This window comes from Dyadobacter sp. SG02, assembly GCF_900109045.1.
Classification (GTDB): Bacteria; Bacteroidota; Bacteroidia; order Cytophagales; family Spirosomataceae; genus Dyadobacter.
Map to the genome: position 1 here is coordinate 152,434 of NZ_FNYL01000016.1, position 16,403 is coordinate 168,836.

The 16,403-nt window shown below is 50.2% G+C and carries 15 protein-coding genes; 7 read left to right on the forward strand and 8 right to left on the reverse strand.

What is annotated here, in order from left to right; all coding sequences use genetic code 11:
* The first annotated feature begins 65 nt into the window (after positions 1-65).
* Positions 66-1,607, forward strand: a complete 1,542-nt coding sequence (locus tag BMW93_RS29720; RefSeq protein WP_090385303.1) for a YifB family Mg chelatase-like AAA ATPase — start codon at positions 66-68, stop codon at positions 1,605-1,607.
* A gap of 42 nt (positions 1,608-1,649) precedes the next feature.
* Positions 1,650-2,324, forward strand: coding sequence for a Uma2 family endonuclease (locus BMW93_RS29725; RefSeq protein ID WP_229240985.1), 675 nt, complete (start codon positions 1,650-1,652; stop codon positions 2,322-2,324).
* A 12-nt stretch (positions 2,325-2,336) separates the two neighbouring features.
* On the opposite strand, the gene BMW93_RS29730 is transcribed toward BMW93_RS29725, so the two are convergent.
* From BMW93_RS29730 to BMW93_RS29740, 3 genes are all read right to left on the reverse strand, one after another.
* Complete coding sequence (locus BMW93_RS29730) at positions 2,337-3,155, reverse strand: hypothetical protein (protein WP_090385138.1); 819 nt, start codon at positions 3,153-3,155, stop codon at positions 2,337-2,339.
* Between the two features lie 145 nt (positions 3,156-3,300).
* Positions 3,301-4,131, reverse strand: a complete 831-nt coding sequence (locus BMW93_RS29735; protein ID WP_090385140.1) for an enoyl-ACP reductase — start codon at positions 4,129-4,131, stop codon at positions 3,301-3,303.
* Between the two features lie 111 nt (positions 4,132-4,242).
* Positions 4,243-5,262, reverse strand: a complete 1,020-nt coding sequence (locus tag BMW93_RS29740) for a carboxylesterase (protein WP_090385143.1) — start codon at positions 5,260-5,262, stop codon at positions 4,243-4,245.
* Between the two features lie 174 nt (positions 5,263-5,436).
* On the opposite strand from BMW93_RS29740, the gene BMW93_RS29745 reads away from it, so the two are divergent.
* The 3 genes from BMW93_RS29745 to BMW93_RS29755 all read left to right on the forward strand — a co-directional run bounded on the left by BMW93_RS29745 (position 5,437) and on the right by BMW93_RS29755 (position 8,786).
* A complete protein-coding gene (locus BMW93_RS29745; protein WP_090385145.1) occupies positions 5,437-6,123 on the forward strand; it encodes a response regulator transcription factor in 687 nt (228 codons plus the stop codon).
* Between the two features lie 69 nt (positions 6,124-6,192).
* Positions 6,193-7,176 (forward strand): porphobilinogen synthase, encoded by a 984-nt coding sequence (gene hemB / locus BMW93_RS29750; protein ID WP_177194238.1) that lies wholly within the window; start codon positions 6,193-6,195, stop codon positions 7,174-7,176.
* Positions 7,177-7,265: 89 nt separating this feature from the next.
* Entirely contained in the window at positions 7,266-8,786 is a 1,521-nt protein-coding gene (locus tag BMW93_RS29755) for a M28 family peptidase (RefSeq protein WP_090385147.1), read from the forward strand.
* An 84-nt stretch (positions 8,787-8,870) separates the two neighbouring features.
* Here the strand turns inward: BMW93_RS29755 and BMW93_RS29760 are convergent, their stop codons facing one another.
* The 4 genes from BMW93_RS29760 to BMW93_RS29775 all read right to left on the reverse strand — a co-directional run bounded on the left by BMW93_RS29760 (position 8,871) and on the right by BMW93_RS29775 (position 13,749).
* Positions 8,871-11,051 (reverse strand): DPP IV N-terminal domain-containing protein, encoded by a 2,181-nt coding sequence (locus tag BMW93_RS29760; protein ID WP_090385149.1) that lies wholly within the window; start codon positions 11,049-11,051, stop codon positions 8,871-8,873.
* Positions 11,052-11,109: 58 nt separating this feature from the next.
* Positions 11,110-11,292 carry a hypothetical protein gene (locus BMW93_RS29765; protein WP_090385152.1) on the reverse strand — a complete coding sequence of 61 codons (183 nt, stop codon included), beginning with the start codon at positions 11,290-11,292 and terminating at the stop codon, positions 11,110-11,112.
* A 1-nt stretch (position 11,293) separates the two neighbouring features.
* Complete coding sequence (locus BMW93_RS29770; RefSeq protein ID WP_090385155.1) at positions 11,294-12,157, reverse strand: SPFH domain-containing protein; 864 nt, start codon at positions 12,155-12,157, stop codon at positions 11,294-11,296.
* Between the two features lie 131 nt (positions 12,158-12,288).
* Entirely contained in the window at positions 12,289-13,749 is a 1,461-nt protein-coding gene (locus tag BMW93_RS29775) for an energy transducer TonB (RefSeq protein ID WP_090385157.1), read from the reverse strand.
* A 173-nt stretch (positions 13,750-13,922) separates the two neighbouring features.
* Here BMW93_RS29775 and BMW93_RS29780 point away from each other — a divergent pair, with 173 nt between their 5' ends.
* Positions 13,923-14,789, forward strand: a complete 867-nt coding sequence (locus BMW93_RS29780; RefSeq protein ID WP_090385159.1) for a UDP-2,3-diacylglucosamine diphosphatase — start codon at positions 13,923-13,925, stop codon at positions 14,787-14,789.
* A 2-nt stretch (positions 14,790-14,791) separates the two neighbouring features.
* Positions 14,792-15,913 (forward strand): glycosyltransferase family protein, encoded by a 1,122-nt coding sequence (locus BMW93_RS29785; protein ID WP_090385162.1) that lies wholly within the window; start codon positions 14,792-14,794, stop codon positions 15,911-15,913.
* A gap of 19 nt (positions 15,914-15,932) precedes the next feature.
* On the opposite strand, the gene BMW93_RS29790 is transcribed toward BMW93_RS29785, so the two are convergent.
* Entirely contained in the window at positions 15,933-16,403 is a 471-nt protein-coding gene (locus BMW93_RS29790; RefSeq protein ID WP_229240987.1) for an META domain-containing protein, read from the reverse strand.

Here is a 16,403-nt window from a genome sequence, read left to right on the forward strand (position 1 = left end):
CCGGCTTTAACCTTTTTCATGCTATTTTTACCAAAAATTTTTCTATTTACTCAAAGCACACACTTATGCTTGCTAAAACCTACGGAAGCGCCGTTTCCGGCGTCGACGCCACGATCATCACCATTGAAGTAAATGTCGGGCAGGGGCTCGGATTTTACATGGTCGGCCTCGCCGACAGCGCTGTGAAAGAAAGCCAGCAGCGGGTAGAAGCCTCTGTGAAACACTTCGGCTACAAGATGCCGCGCCAGAAACTGGTCGTAAACCTCGCGCCTGCCGATATCCGCAAGGAAGGTTCCGCCTACGACCTGCCTATTGCCATCTGCACATTGCAATGCTCCGACCAGCTCGTCTGCATTCGTAACACCGAGGAGTACATTATCCTCGGAGAACTCTCGCTCGACGGCATTCTCCGGCCCATCAAAGGCGTATTGCCTATCGCCATCGAAGCACGAAAGCAAGGTTTCAAAGGCATTGTCCTGCCTGCCGAAAATGCGTCCGAAGCCGCTATTGTGAACAATCTCGACGTCATAGCGGTGGAAACGCTGGCCGACGCGATCGGTTTTTTCAAAGGAACGCTGGATATCGCGCCTCTCGTTGTGGATACCCGCGACCTGTTTTTCACTTCTCAAAACGACTACGAAGCCGATTTCGAGCATGTGCAGGGCCAGGAGAATATCAAACGCGCATTGGAAATCACCGCCGCGGGCGGGCACAATGCGATCATGATCGGTCCGCCGGGAGCCGGGAAAACCATGTTGGCCAAGCGCATACCGAGCATATTACCCCCGCTAAGCCTGCCCGAGGCATTGGAAACGACCAAAATCCATTCGGTAGCAGGGCGGCTCGGCAAGCAGGCCACATTAGTTTCGCGCCGTCCATTCCGCTCGCCACACCATTCCATCAGCGACGTCGCATTAGTGGGAGGCGGAAGCTACCCGCAACCGGGCGAAATATCTTTGGCGCATAATGGCGTGCTGTTCCTGGACGAATTGCCGGAATTTAAAAGGTCGGTACTCGAAGTAATGCGGCAGCCTCTGGAAGAACGGCGAGTGAGCATTTCCAGGGCCAAAATGGCCGTCGAATTCCCCGCGAATTTCATGCTGATTGCCAGCATGAACCCTTGTCCGTGCGGCTACTACAATCACCCCGAAAAAGACTGCGTCTGCGGGCCGGGCGTCGTTCAGAAATACCTCAACAAAATCAGCGGCCCGCTGCTCGACCGCATCGACCTGCATGTCGAAGTAACACCCGTTTCCTTCGAACAAATCTCTTCCACCCGCAAATCCGAAAGCAGTGACCAAATCCGCGAGCGCGTGATACTCGCCCGCCAGCGCCAGACCGAGCGTTTTAAAAACCACAAGGAAATCTACTCCAACGCCATGATGACGCCCGAAATGGTGAAACAAATCTGCATAATCGAAGAATCCGGCAAAATGCTACTTCGCAAAGCCATGGAGCGCGTCGGCCTCTCCGCCCGCGCCTACGACCGCATCCTCAAAGTCTCCCGCACCATCGCAGATCTGGCCGATAGTGACGATATCAAAGTCGAGCATCTGGCGGAAGCGATTCAATACCGCAGCCTGGACCGGGAGAATTGGGCTGGATGACAATGCTAATAGTGTATTTTTTCACCTTAAACTTTGTTAAATTTGGAAACACTACTATTGACAAAAGAGATGAGTAACCGTATTTTTTCGGAGATCATGGATGCGCCAGACGCATATCTTGTGCTGGATGCGGTGCATAAAGCGCTCGATGAGGAGCGCGAACGTCGGTTAAAATTCTATAATGACATCACGGAGGAGCAAAAAGTAGAATTTATTAATGGAGAAATTGTTACGCACTCACCTGCCAAGTTTCGGCATTCTAATATTGGTGGAATGCTTTATACGCTCCTAACACTTTATGTCCGGAAGAACAAGCTTGGATTTGTAGGGTTTGAAAACGTCATGATATCGCTAACGCGGAATGACTATGAGCCTGACATTAGCTTTTTCAGAAAAGAAAAGGCTATCGAGTTCTCCCAAGATAAGATGTTTTATCCTGCACCGGACCTAATAGTTGAAATACTCTCGCCCTCCACAGCGAAACGCGACCGGGGTATAAAGTTTAAAGATTATGGAGCTCACGGGGTTGAAGAATATTGGATCATCGATCCCGTGAAGAAAACGATGGAACAGTACCACCTGATGGATAACAAATACGAGCTCGTACTTAATGCTGATTCAGGCGACGTCAAAAGCTTCGCAGTAAAAGGCTTCCAAATCCCCATCCGCGCGATTTTCGACGATGATGAGAACCTGAAAGCCATTCAAAATCTATAATACTTCAACTACTCAAAGTTCCTCTACACTTACCCCGCCCAACTCCTGAAAGAGCGTCTGCCAGTAATGCGTCACGTGCGGGTTATTCTCTTTGCTTGAAGCCGTCGGTTCGAATGGGGATACGATCGTAACCTGCGGAGAACCGATAGCGTAACGTTCCAGCTTTTTAATATCTTCTTTCGCATCTGTCTCGGCCTCGGCGTCGCTTTTCGGCGGATTGGTATGGAAATCGCGACGATCGGCACCTTTTACGCTTTCCACCATATCACTGAAATAATACACTTTTACTTCCGAACCGCTTTCACCGGCTTTGGCGATGACGGGCAAGCTGGCCCAAATGTCGGTCGAGAGGTTGGATGAACCGGTGTTCTGCTGGTTGAGCTTGGCTAGCAACTGGCGCAGGTAAATGCTCTTTTCCTTCTGCAATGTCAGCTGGAATGCCGTTTCAATGCCTTCGCGGTCGGTAGCATTCGCGCCTTCGAGGTTATCGCGCTCGCTGCGAACGGTGAGTGACAATGCACGGGCCTTCGAGGTATTCTCGTGGATGAAATACACTTCCAGTTTATCGCCCTTGTTCTTCATATTGTTCTCGATAATGTCGGTCAGCGCCTGGCGGTATTTGTCGTTGACGTAGCGTTTATCGACATGCACACTTTGTGTTTTATCCAGAAATACCAGCGTGTAAACCGGCGCGTCGGGCGCGGCTTGTTGCTGGGTGGCTTCTTTTTCGCCTCCGCATGAAAGCAATGCGATGAACGTGGCTGCGAGCAGCAGGCGGCTTGCCTGTGCCATTAGTTTGCTGAAAAAGGGGTGATGCGTCTGCTGATTCATAAATGGATTTTATTTTGGCTAAACTAATTGGTTCTTCAAACATTACACAACGCGAAACGGTGTGTATACGCATTTATTTTAATACAAAAAGAAAACCCTTCAAAACACGTGCCTTGAAGGGTTTTCAGAATATGGAATCGAAATACTACTGCTGCGCTTGTGCCTGTTGCTGGATCATCGTTACCAGTTCTTCGGAGATACCGGTTGAAGAATATCCGCCGTCGTGATACAGGTTCTGCATCGTCACGAAACGGGTCAGGTCGGAGAAGAGGGTGATGGCGTAATTAGCGCAATCATCCGCCGAAGCATTGCCCAGCGGGCTCATTTTTTCCGCGAAATCATAGAATGCGTCGAACCCTTCGATGCCCGAGCCGGCCTTGGTTTTGGTAGGCGACTGCGAGATCGTATTCACGCGCACATTTTTAGCTTTTCCGTAGCGGTAGCCGTAGCTGCGTGCAATGCTTTCCAGCATCGCTTTCGCCTCCGCCATATCATTATAGAATGAGTAGGTACGTTGCGCCGCAATGTAGGATAATGCCACAACCGATCCCCAATCGTTGATCGCATCGAGCTTCTCGGCTACCTGTAAAAATTTGTGCAGCGAAAGTGCCGAAATATCCACGCCTTTCTGGAACCAGTCGTAGTTCAGGTCGCCGTAGGACTTGCCTTTGCGTACATTCAGCGACATTCCGATCGAGTGCAGTACAAAATCGATCTTCCCGCCGAGGATCTCGGTCGATTTGGTAAAAAGGTTCTCGATATCTTCCAGGGAAGTAGCATCGGCAGGGATGATCTCGGCGTCGCATTGCTTGGCCAGGTCATTGATAGCCCCCATACGCATCGCGATCGGCGCGTTGGTCAATACAAACGTGGCACCTTCTTCCTTTGCTTTCAGCGCTACTTTCCAGGCAATGGAGTTTTCGTCCAATGCACCTGATATGATTCCTCTTTTTCCTTTTAATAAACCGTAAGCCATGTTTCCTTTTATTGTTGATTAATTAGGACGTCCGTTCAAGGCGGCAAAGTAAAGCATTTTTAGCGGGTTTAACCACAATATCCACGCTGGCAATGCCTTTCACGTACGCGTTCAAGGCTGCGCAAGGAGGTTTTCTACTGGTCTCAAATGCAGCTTTTCCTGGAAAAACCGGTCTGTGGCCTCGTACACGCCCTTCACGTCCTTCGACCGCAAGTGTGAACCGATCACATGGTCGCCGCTTTCGGGAAATGCCTTTTCCTCTTTCAGGTCCGCCGGCGTGCCTAGGCCTTCGAACATTTTACGGATTGCCTTCACCGACACCACTTTATCCTGGTGCTCTTCATCTTTATAATAGTAACCCACGAAAACCGGCATTTTCACCTCAGCGAAAATTTCCGGCCGGGCAATGGCGTCGATCATCTGCTGCAACGTTGTAAGCCCATTGGTATGATAGCCTTGCAACCAGAACTGCGCCTGTGCCGGAATCGAGTCCTTGCCCATATTGTGGGTACCCATTACCTTATGCAGGATTTGCTGTCCCCACGGGCCTGTCACGAGCTTCATAGCAGGGTTTGCAATGGCCATACAGGGTGAATAAAGCACCAAACCTTTGATTTCCGGATGGGTAGCCGCCAGGTAAACGGAAAGCAGCCCGCCTGCCGAAGTACCGATCACGATCACGCTGTCGCCCAAAACCTTCCCGATCGCCAGCGCACGTTTCGCACCGGCCAGGAAATTGGCGGGCGTGAGGTCTTCCAGTGCATTCGTATCGGCGATACCGGCATCGTGCATACGCGCGAGGTACAGATTGGCGCCATATCGTTTTGCGAGGTCTTTGTGAACAGGGTCACCCTCCGCCCAACTCGCGCCGAATCCGTGGATATATACGATACTGTACGTCGTTTTCTGCTTCAAGCTGTCGTTGGCCCACACAATGCGTGCCTCGTTATCGGGTTTGAGCAACGGCGTGGCTTTTTCGGAGCGGTTTACCTCCTCTTCCAGCTTCGTGAGATCGCTGGTAATGGTGGGTAAAACAGGCGTCAGGCGGGCTTCCGGAACTTTGGGACCGGAAATGTAGACAACACCGATGATCACGAGGATCGCGGCGACCCATAGGATGAATTTTAACATTTTTTATGAGTTAAGAAGGTTTCAGAGATTCGAAAGATCGCTAGTTTTATCGGGTTAATTTACGCAGGATGTAACCATTCAGCAATTTTTCCTGAATTCTGTTATTCACAGGCCAACTCACCCCGCACCGGGATGTTGTATCTTGCAAACCTAACCGATTTACCCGTTTTCCAAATGCCCAATCTCCTACTCGTTGAAGACGACGCCAACCTCGGAATGCTCCTTCAGGAATATCTGACCGATAAAGGCTTTCCTACCGACCTTGCTACTGATGGGCAGAAAGGCTGGCAACATTTTGTCGACAAAGAATACGACCTGTGCATTTTCGACGTGATGATGCCCAAAAAGGACGGCTTTTCACTGGCCAAAGAGGTGCGTATGAGTGGGCGTGATGTGCCTATTATTTTTTTAACGGCGAAGTCGATGAAAGAGGATACAATGCAGGGCTTCCGGGTCGGGGCGGACGACTATGTTACCAAGCCTTTCGACCGCGAAGAACTCTTAATGCGAATCCAGGCCATTCTACGGCGCTACACCCGGCAAACTGACCAGCAAGAAGAGGTCAAAGTATTCTCGGTTGGCCTATATACCTTTGATTATAACCACCAGCAGTTGTCGATCGGCGAAAATTCTGCCCGTCTTACGAGCAAGGAGTCCGAGCTGCTGCGGTTGTTTTGCCAAAATCTAAATCAGCCTATCAGCCGCAGTTTTGCATTGAAAACCATTTGGGGCGACGATTCCTATTTCAATGCACGCAGCATGGACGTGTACATCACCAAGCTCCGTAAATACCTTCGCGAAGACCCTTCTATCCAGATTATGAATTTGCATGGAGAGGGTTTTAAGTTGATGGTAGGGTGATTTTAAATCGTTTTGGAAACTGAAATCTGAGGCGGATGGTTTTTCTTTGAGTAATCATATTGCCATACCATGATCCAAATATCCCGTCGTCCCCGACGCAATAGAAAATCCGCAGGTGTGCGTGACCTCGTTCAGGAAACCAATTTGCAGGTTTCCGATTTCATTTTTCCCATGTTTGTCGTCGATGGAACGCGGCAGAAGTCCGAAGTGAAATCGATGCCGGGCATTTACCGCTACTCGCTCGATAACCTGCTCGAAGAACTTAAAGAAGTGACCGACCTTGGCATTAAGGCCATCGATCTTTTCCCTAATTATCCCGAAAGCAAAAAGGACCGTTTCGCGTCGGAGAGCTATCACGAGGATACTTTTTACCTGAAAGCCATCACCGCTATCAAGGAGCAATTCCCCGAGCTCGTGATCATGACCGACGTGGCCATGGACCCGTACAGCTCCGACGGCCACGACGGATTGGTTGAAAATGGCAAAATTTTAAACGACGCCACGCTCGAAATCCTCGCCAATATGTCGCTGGCGCAAGCGAAAGCCGGAGCCGACATCCTCGGCCCGAGCGATATGATGGACGGTCGCGTAGGTCACATTCGCCGGCACCTCGACGCACATGGTTTTACCGACGTGAGCATTATGTCGTATTCGGCCAAATATGCCAGCGCATTCTACGGCCCATTCCGTGATGCATTGGAGTCGGCGCCCAAGTTCGGGGATAAAAAGACTTACCAAATGAACCCGGCCAATAAGCGGGAGGCATTGCTCGAAGCGCAACTGGACTTCGAAGAAGGTGCGGATATGCTGATGGTAAAACCCGCTTTGTCGTACCTCGATATCATCCGCCTGCTCGACGAAAACTTCGATATTCCAATCGCCGCATACAACGTTTCGGGTGAATATGCGATGGTGAAGGCTGCCGCGCAAAATGGCTGGCTCGATGGAGAGCGTGCAATGATGGAAGTACTGACGAGCATCCGCCGTGCCGGTGCCAAATGCATTCTCACCTATTTCGCGAAAGAAGCGGCCGTGCTATTGAACAAACGGTAGCGAATTCCAAGTGGCACAATATAGAATGTGGAGATGTCTGATTATCTTACATCTTCACATTTTCTTTTTAAAATCATCACAAAACAGTCATGAAACTACCTTTCCTCCTGCTACCGCTCGGCCTGGCCCTCACGCTCCCGGCCGATGCGCAGAAAAAGACTTCGTCATTACCTGAATTTCAAATCAAAAAATCTGAAACCGAGGCGCACATCCGCTTCCTCGCGGGTGACGAGCTCATGGGCAGGCGCACGGGCGAGCAGGGAAACTTCGTAGCGGCCCGCTACATTGCCGAGCAGTTCCGCAAACTGGGCGTGGTACCCGTGCCGGGCAACAGCGAAACCGGTACTTCGAGCTATTTCCAACGCGTACCCTTCGAAAAAATGGGCGCTAACGGCACCGGCGAGATCGCCGCGGATGCCGAAATTATGAAAAGCGGCACCGACTGGATCTTGATGGCCGGCGACGCCGTGGATTTGAAAGCACCGATCGTTTACGCAAGTTACGGTCTGGAAAACGCGGCCAAGAGTTGGGACGATTATAAAGGCCTCGATGTAAAAGGTAAAATAATATTGGTTGAAAGCGGCACGCCGGAAACGCAGACGACCTCCGAGCTTTTCGCCACTTCTGCTGAAAAGCGCAAAATTGCCCAGGACAAAGGTGCTATTGCCGTGATCGAACTTTTCAATGCCGCCGTTCCCTGGAATGTGGTAAGCAAGTTTTTTGCAGGAGAAAAAATATCGTTGGCCGAAGGTAATGCCGCGAAATCTATCCCGCATGCCTGGGTAAATGGCAAGGAAGGCAAATTCGCGCGTGCATTGCGTGCTGCGAAAGAAGTTACTTTCAAAACTTCCGGCAGAGTTGCCAAACCTGTTTACAGTTACAATGTGGCCGGCTACATTCCCGGTTCGGACCCCAAACTGAAAGAAGAGTACATCCTGCTCTCCGCGCATTATGATCACGTGGGCGTAGGCAAGCAAGGCGGGCAGGCGTACACGCCCGAGGACAGCATCTTCAACGGTGCACGCGACAATGCATTTGGCGTAACCGCATTGCTCACCGCCGCGGAAGCATTGGCCAAAAACCCACCGAAACGCTCAATCGTCATCGTCGCGTTGACGGGCGAAGAGGTTGGCTTGCTGGGCAGCAAATATTATGCGTCACACCCGATCATGCCTTTGAACCAATGCATTTTCAATATGAATTCCGACGGCGCAGGTTACAATGATACCACCATCGTTTCGGTAATGGGCCTCGATCGTACGGGAGCACGTGTGGAAATCGAAGCCGCTTGCAAGGCATTCGGCCTGGGTGTTTTCGCTGATCCTTCACCGGAGCAGGGCCTCTTCGACCGTTCGGATAATGTCAGTTTTGCCAAAGAAGGCATTCCAGCGCCGACATTCACACCCGGCTTCAAGGAATTCAACGGGGATATCATGAAAAACTACCACCAGGTGACCGACCATCCCGAGACGGTAGATTTCAATTACCTGCTCAAATTCAGCCAGGCTTACACCTACGCGACACGCCTGATCGCCGACCGCAAAACCGCACCGCAATGGAGCGCGGGCGATAAATATGAGCCCGCCGCGAAGAAGTTATACGGGAAGTAATTTTGCAGGCATTATGTCAAGAAAAACGCCCTTCGGAATGGTTCCGGAGGGCGTTGTCTATTGTACATAATATCATTCCTAAAATTACTTCGCTCCCGGAGGGCAGTTCTTTCTCAGATAATCCGTAAACAGCGACTGCAAGTGCCGCGAGGTGCCTTCGCCTTCGGAAATGCTGTGCGTACGGTTCGGATAAGGCATAAACTGGAATACTTTATTAGCCCTGATCAGCTCATTGACGAGCATTTCGGCATTCTGGTAATGCACGTTATCGTCGCCCGTTCCATGGATGTATAGCAGGTTGCCGCGCAAATTTTTAGCATAGGTAATCGGTGACCCTTTCACAAAATCCTCCCGATTTTCCTGCGGAATACCCATGTAGCGTTCCTGATAAATGTTGTCGTAGGTGAGCTGATTAGCCACGGCGGCTACGGCAATACCGGTTTTGAAATGCTGCGGATACTGGAACAGCAGATTTAAAGTCGATGACCCGCCGCCGCTCCATCCGTGCACTGCCACTCGACTGGTGTCAATGAATGCATACTGTCTGAACATCGCAGTAGCAGCGCCATCCATGTCTTTGATATTGATGCGGCCGATGTTGCGGTAGATCGCCTTGCGCCATTTGGCACCTTTGGGTGAAGGCGTGCCGCGGTTGTCCATGGAGGCGTAAATGTACCCGTCATCGGCCATGCTGCCTGCGTACAAACGGTTTCTGCCCGTTCCCCAAACGTCTTTCACAGTACTTCCGGCTGCTTCGCCATACACCATGAATACGATCGGGTACTTCTTGCTCGCGTCGAAATTGGTAGGTTTCACCATCCACGCGTCGATCTCTACTCCCTCATCGGTCTTCACTTTAAAGAACTCGATATTCGCTTTCGACGAGTTTATCTTGTCTTTGGACTGTGCGATGGAATTGTTTGGGTCGATAGAAGCGTGTTTAGGGAACGAAATCCATTCTACCAATGGCGATGTCTTCGCATTCGAGAACTGATGACGCCCGAATTTGGCCAGCGGGGAAATGTCGTAGGCATGCGTTCCCGGCTGATCGGCCGGGGTAATGCGTACCGGTGTGCCTTTGCCGTCGAGCGTGGTTTTGTACAAGTAGCTTTGCGTCGCATTGTCGGGTGAGGCCATGAAATAGTAGGCATTGTTTTTCTCGTCGATGCGGACGGGGCTGATCATATCAAAATTACCTGCGGTAATGAGCGTTTCCTTCTTGCCGTCGCGGCTCACGCGGTAGGTGTGGCGCCAGCCGTCTTTTTCACTTACCCACAAAAACTCCTTACCGCCATTGATCCAGTCCCAGCCCATCGGATCGTTTTCCCAGCGGCTCTTGATATCGATCCAGGCTTCATCTTTTTCATTGTAAAAAGGTTTCGCGCTGCCGTCTGTTGTATTAATGTACAACAATGTGCTCTCGTTCTGCTTGCGGTTAAGCTGCTGGATCACGAGTTCGTTCGGCATACCCGACCATTCCATGCGCGGAACGTAGGTATTTTGCGGGTCGCCGGGGATATTCATCCATTTGGTCTGCGCCGAAGCAATGTCCACCACACCGATTTTATAGGGAGAAGGCGTTTCACCCACTTTCGGATACTCCACCGGTACATTGAATGAATAAATGGAATCCGTCGTATTGATCATCAAAAAGTTGCGGATCTTACGGGCGTCGAGCTGCCAGTAGGCGATCGACTTGCTGTCGTCGCTCCAACGGAAACCGTCGCGGCAATCGAATTCTTCTTCGTATACCCAATCGAACGTCCCATTGATCACGCGATCGGTTCCGTCGGTAGTAATTTGCTTCACCGCGCTGCTCGCGAGGTCCTCCACGTACACATTATGCTTGCTCACATATGCGACTTTCTTGCCGTCCGGCGAAAATTTTGCAAACATCAGCGACGATTCCGGCAAGCCTTTTCCGAGCTGCTTCAAAGTTTTGGCGGTAATGTCGTAAACCCAGTAGTCGCCGCGGGTATCGTATCGCCACACGCGTTTGGTATTGGCGTAAACCAGCACTTTATCTCCCGCTTTGCTGATGGAATAGCTCCGGATCGTCAACGGCGAGCCGCCTTGTGGTGTGAGCTGCGCGGATGAAACGATAATTTTCTCCTGATTGGCGGGCAATGTTACTTCCACGATCTGGCTATCACCGGCGTCGCGATAACCGCTACCGTCGGGCAGCCATTGAAATGTGTCGGGAATCTGCGCAAAAAGCTGAAAGGAAAGGATTGTTAATGAAAGTGTCCTGAATAATTGCTTCATCTGAGCTTTAAAAAATTAGTACGACAACTATATACTCCATGCAATTTTAACATTTTAATTAATCTTTTGCATCTTCACCGTCGTTTCCCTTTGATTTTGAGCGCCTTTGTTTTTTCAATGCCTCACTCAGTAAAAACTCGATCTGTCCGTTCAAACTGCGGAAATCCTGCTGTGCCCAGGTTTCGAGTTCCCGCAGCATATCAGGATTGATCCGCAAAACAAATGCTTTTTTCTCCGCCATATCATGGATACAAGGTTCCGGCGTTCAGTATGGGTGTCGCCGCTTTCTCACCGCACAAAACTACCAACAAATTACTCACCATCGCGGCCTTGCGCTCCTCGTCAAGTTGGACAATACCCTTCTCCGAAAGCATGGCCAATGCCATATCCACCATTCCGACAGCGCCATTCACGATCTGACGACGTGCCGCTACGACCGCCGATGCCTGCTGGCGTTGCAGCATCGCACCCGCAATCTCGGGCGCATAGGCAAGGTGACTGATCCGCGATTCGAGGACATCGATGCCGGCCCGGCTCAAACGTTCCGTCAACTCCGCTTCGAGCATTTCGTTTATTTTACCGCTACCATCTCGCAAAGTCACTTCCTGAATATCCGCTTCTTCATCTTCCATCGAATCGTAAGCATAAATACCCGCCAAATGCCGCACCGCCGCTTCCGACTGGATTTCCACATATTTTACATAATCATCCACTTCAAAAGAAGACTTGGCCGTATCGCCCACGCGCCACACGACCACCGCCGCGATTTCGATGGGGTTACCGAGCTTGTCGTTCACTTTCAGTTTCTGGCCGTTGAGGTTCCTCGCGCGGAGGCTGATCTTTTTCCTACGGAACAGCGGGTTTACCCAGCGGAGACCATTCTGCTTCATGGTACCCATATAATCTCCGAAAAATGTGGTCACGACGGCTTCGTTCGGGTTAATCACTGTGAGCCCGATGAGGATGACAAATCCGGTAACGCCGGTGACGAGCCCTGTAACAGGACTGCCTCCATTAATCGCATATACAATGCCGCCAAATAGCAGCGCCAGGCCTATCACAAACAGCAGATAGCCAGAGATGGAGCGTAATTCTTTTTCGATCATAGTTGGTTTAGTTTGATATTAAATTGATATCACAATATTATCAAACTCCGCGCAACTTCCTAATGCATTTGGGACAAAAAAATTCCCGGAACCTGTGACTGGCTCCGGGAAGTGATGAATGGTGATAGTGATCATCGTAAGACCACTCCTGCCAGCTGAAAATTAATCGGAACATTGTATTTAACCCTCACTTTCTGGCCCCGCATTTCACCAGGGCTCCATTTGCCATTCATTAGCTTTACAACGCGAAGCGCTTCCTCGTCCAGACCATAACCAACCCGCTTCTCGACTCTATATTCACACATTGAACCGTCTTCACAAACCACGAATGAAAGCATTACGCGTCCTGCAACGCCGCTGCGTGCTGCATTAATAGGATATTTGATGTTCATCGCCAGAAACTTGTAAAACTCTTTGATCCCGCCCTTGAATTCAGGTTGAGCTCTCGGTTGGCTATATTCAGCTTTTATGCCATTAACCCAGGAAACGCCGGTCTTAAATTGGCCCAGATCATACCCTTCCTCATAATATCGCGTACTATCGGCCAGCTTTCCGATCCATTTGCCATCTTTAATACCATTCACCACTCTTCCTTCCTCAAAAAGCCATTTGCCGTCCGGAGTTTCTCCAACCGCTCTCCAATACCCCTCGCCGTTTTTCACATATTGCGCGCCATCCGGCCCCCAGGCGTTCAACAGAAAGGGCTCTTCTTTCACGCCCATTTTATTAACAGGGAAATCCCTGTGGGCCCTTATTTGTCCATTTGGGTCCCAATAAACATCGGTGACCAGTGAGTCTGTCAGCAACTGCTGGCGCCTGACCATGCCATTCAAATCATAATCCTTGATAAGGTATGCTTTCCCATCTACACCATATTCGGCGTACGACAACACGCGCCCTTCGGAATCGAATGTGGCTTCGGTAGCGTGGCTGGCTTCATTGTAATCCCGCGCGGAAATGTGGTAAGCGGTAATCGAATCCGCATCCGGGTTTACAAAGCGCGATTTGTAGCGTATCTCCTTCTTTACAAATTTCGCCTCGCCTAGCCGCTTCCACTTTTTACCTTTCGATTCTTCGTAAGCCACGTCGCCGGCTACGAATCCACGTTCGTCCACGGGCGTGGTCCTCCTGTATTGGGCACGCGCCGAATCTATTGGCACAAATGCTTCATTAAAATAATCTATGAAAGCATGCCTGGCTTCCTGGTAGGTAGCTTTGGCGTCTGCCTTGAATGTTACGGGAAAAAAGATCGTCTGCCGGACATGTTGCCCGCCCAGCATGGCGGGCTTCCAGGCTTTGTACATCGCCAGTACCTTCACGGCGGCCGCATTACACAGGGTATCTATCCCACGCGTCACCTCGATGTTGCTCATGCTGCCGTCGGGCTGCACCACGCCTTTGAGATACACCCGTCCATTTACGCCTTTTATTGAGCTTTGAAAAGGAATTTGAAGGTTGGAGCTAATAAATTGGTTTAGAACCGTCAATCCGCCCGCCGGCTCGGCCTGTTTCTCCACTTCATGCGGCAAGTAGACTTGCTGTGCGAATGCCTGTACAGCGGAAAACAACAATAGAGTGAGTAGTTTTTTCATTAGAGTTGATGAGTTAAGCCAACAGTAAAAATGCTGTTTTTCTTTTAAATAAACTTATAGTTACTCTGCAAATATTTCAAAATTGGATTGTAGAAGTAGTTTTTAGTACAAACTTAACCTACTGATAACCTGCGAATAATATGTAGTTAATATAAAATGAGAAAATTTGTATCATGGGAGATACAACTCACTTTCGGACTATCATCATTTCTGACGTTCACCTCGGAGCAGGAGGATCGAAGGCAGAAGAGGTCACCAATTTCCTGAAAAGCTATACCTGCAAAAAGCTTATCCTGAATGGCGACATTATCGACGCGTGGCAACTGAAAAAGTATGGTGTGTGGAAGCGCAAGCATACGCTGTTTTTCAAACGCGTGCTGAAAATGATAGAGGACAACAAAACGAAAGTGATCTACATCCGCGGTAACCACGACGATTTCCTCGATCAGATCATCCCACTCCGCCTCGGCAAGCATTTCCAGATCCGCAAAGATTATATACTAACTTCCGGCACACAGCGATTCTACGTTACCCATGGCGACGTTTTCGACTCTATTACCACGCATTTGAAGTGGCTGGCCTACCTCGGCGATATCGGGTATACGTTTCTGTTGTGGGTTAATAAATTTTACAATAAATATCGCGCATGGCGCGGTCTCTCCTATTACTCTTTGTCTCAACGTGTGAAACAGTCGGTGAAAATGGCTGTGAACTACATGACGGATTTTGAAGAGAAACTTACCGAGCTCGCCCGTTCGCGTAGCTGCGACGGCGTGATCTGCGGGCACATTCACCACCCGGCGATCCGCGAAATCGATGGTATCAAATACATGAATTCCGGCGACTGGGTCGAGACCCTGAGCGCGCTGGTAGAGGATTTCGATGGCAACTGGAGCCTGCTCTATTACGACCAGCAGGAGATCGTCGAAAAGCCTGTAAAAAAAACGAGTACCAAAAAAGTCGTTGAAAACTTCCCCAGCCTCGAAAAGCAGGTGGCGTTCACCGGTTTTCTGACGGGGCGGAATCAGCGCTATCTATAATCATGAGAATTCTTTTTCTGGTTCAGGGAGAAGGCCGGGGGCATTTGACGCAAGCCATTTCGCTCGGCCAGGTTTTGCGTGGCGCAGGACATAAGGTAGTGGGCGCGATGGTGGGAACATCTCCGGGCCGGAATATCCCCTCGTTTTTCCAGGAGCAGCTCTTCGCGCCGGTGCATCATTTTGCAGCGCCTAATATCATTTACAAGGCGCAAGGCGGCGGCATGAATGTGGGTCGTACCATTGCCACGCACCTCGCGCATTTGCCCAAATACCTAAAAAGCCTGCACCGCATTCACGAAACGGTAAAGCAGATCAACCCCGACCTGATCGTCAGTTTTTATGATACTTACGGCGGGCTGTATAATATGATTTACCGCTCGGGCATTCCAATGGTTTGCATTGCGCACCAGTACCTTTTGCTTCATCCTAAGTTCATTTTTCCCGAAAACAGTCGGGTAAACCAGTTCCTGATCAACCTCAACTCGAAGGCGACGTCGTGGCTTTCGGCGAATCGGCTTGCATTGTCGTTCCGCGAAATGCCTTCTGCCCCCGAGCTGAAAATTACGGTGGTACCACCATTGCTACGCAAGGAGGTTACCCGGCTTATTCCGCAGAAAGGCTCATTTATACTCGTTTACATGACGCACCACAGCCTGAGCTCGCAGGTGATCGACTGGCATTTGAAACACAAGGATGTGCAGTTGCATTGCTTTTGGGACAATGCGGATGCTTCGGAAGAATTTGTTTTTGACAGTACCCTTACTTTCCACCAGATCAACAGCGAAAAATACCTGCGGATGCTCGCTACCTGCCGCGCGTTGGTGACGACAGCTGGTTTCGAATCAGTTTGCGAGGCTATGTATTTGGGGAAACCCGTGATGATGGTGCCGGTTCCGAACCATTTCGAGCAGGAATGCAATGCGATCGACGGGGTGATATCCGGTGCGGGAGTTATGTCCAGGTCGTTCGATCTATCGGTGATTTTTGATTATCTGCCGAAGCATATCGACCAGTCGGAGAAATTCAGGAACTGGTACAACCGTGGGCATCAGCTATTTGTGCGGGAAATTGCGGAATTCGAAAAATCAATCAATATCAGGCGGAAAATGCAGTCGGAAATCTGACATCCTCCGCCTGAGTACTTCATTTATCCTTTTTGAACACAAGCTGTTCGGGGTTTTGGTCGAATTTAAGGATCAATTTGTCGGACAAAACGGAATAGTTTCCCTTACCTCCCGCAGAATCCGACGGAAACCATGCTTTCCGGCTCCATTCCGGCTCGCCTACCTTGCTTCCCCCAAAGCTGGTTATCTTGAAAGTACAGTCCGAGCCGAGTGTATATGCCCCGCTGACGGTATTCACGAAGGTATGGCCCGAAATCGTCCCGCTTTTCTGATCATCTGAAAAGGTAAATACAACACTCTTACCGCTGATTTCGGGGTCCGTGTCCACCACACCAGTGGCAGTATTCTGAAAGTAATCCAGCCGCCACGTACCTTTCAACGAGCCGATTTGCGAACAAGGCGGAGGCTCGCAACAAATCCTGCCTCCGCAGTCAAATGCAGTCAATGCAACTAAAATGCAGCAGGCCAATAGATAGGTAATTCTTTTCAT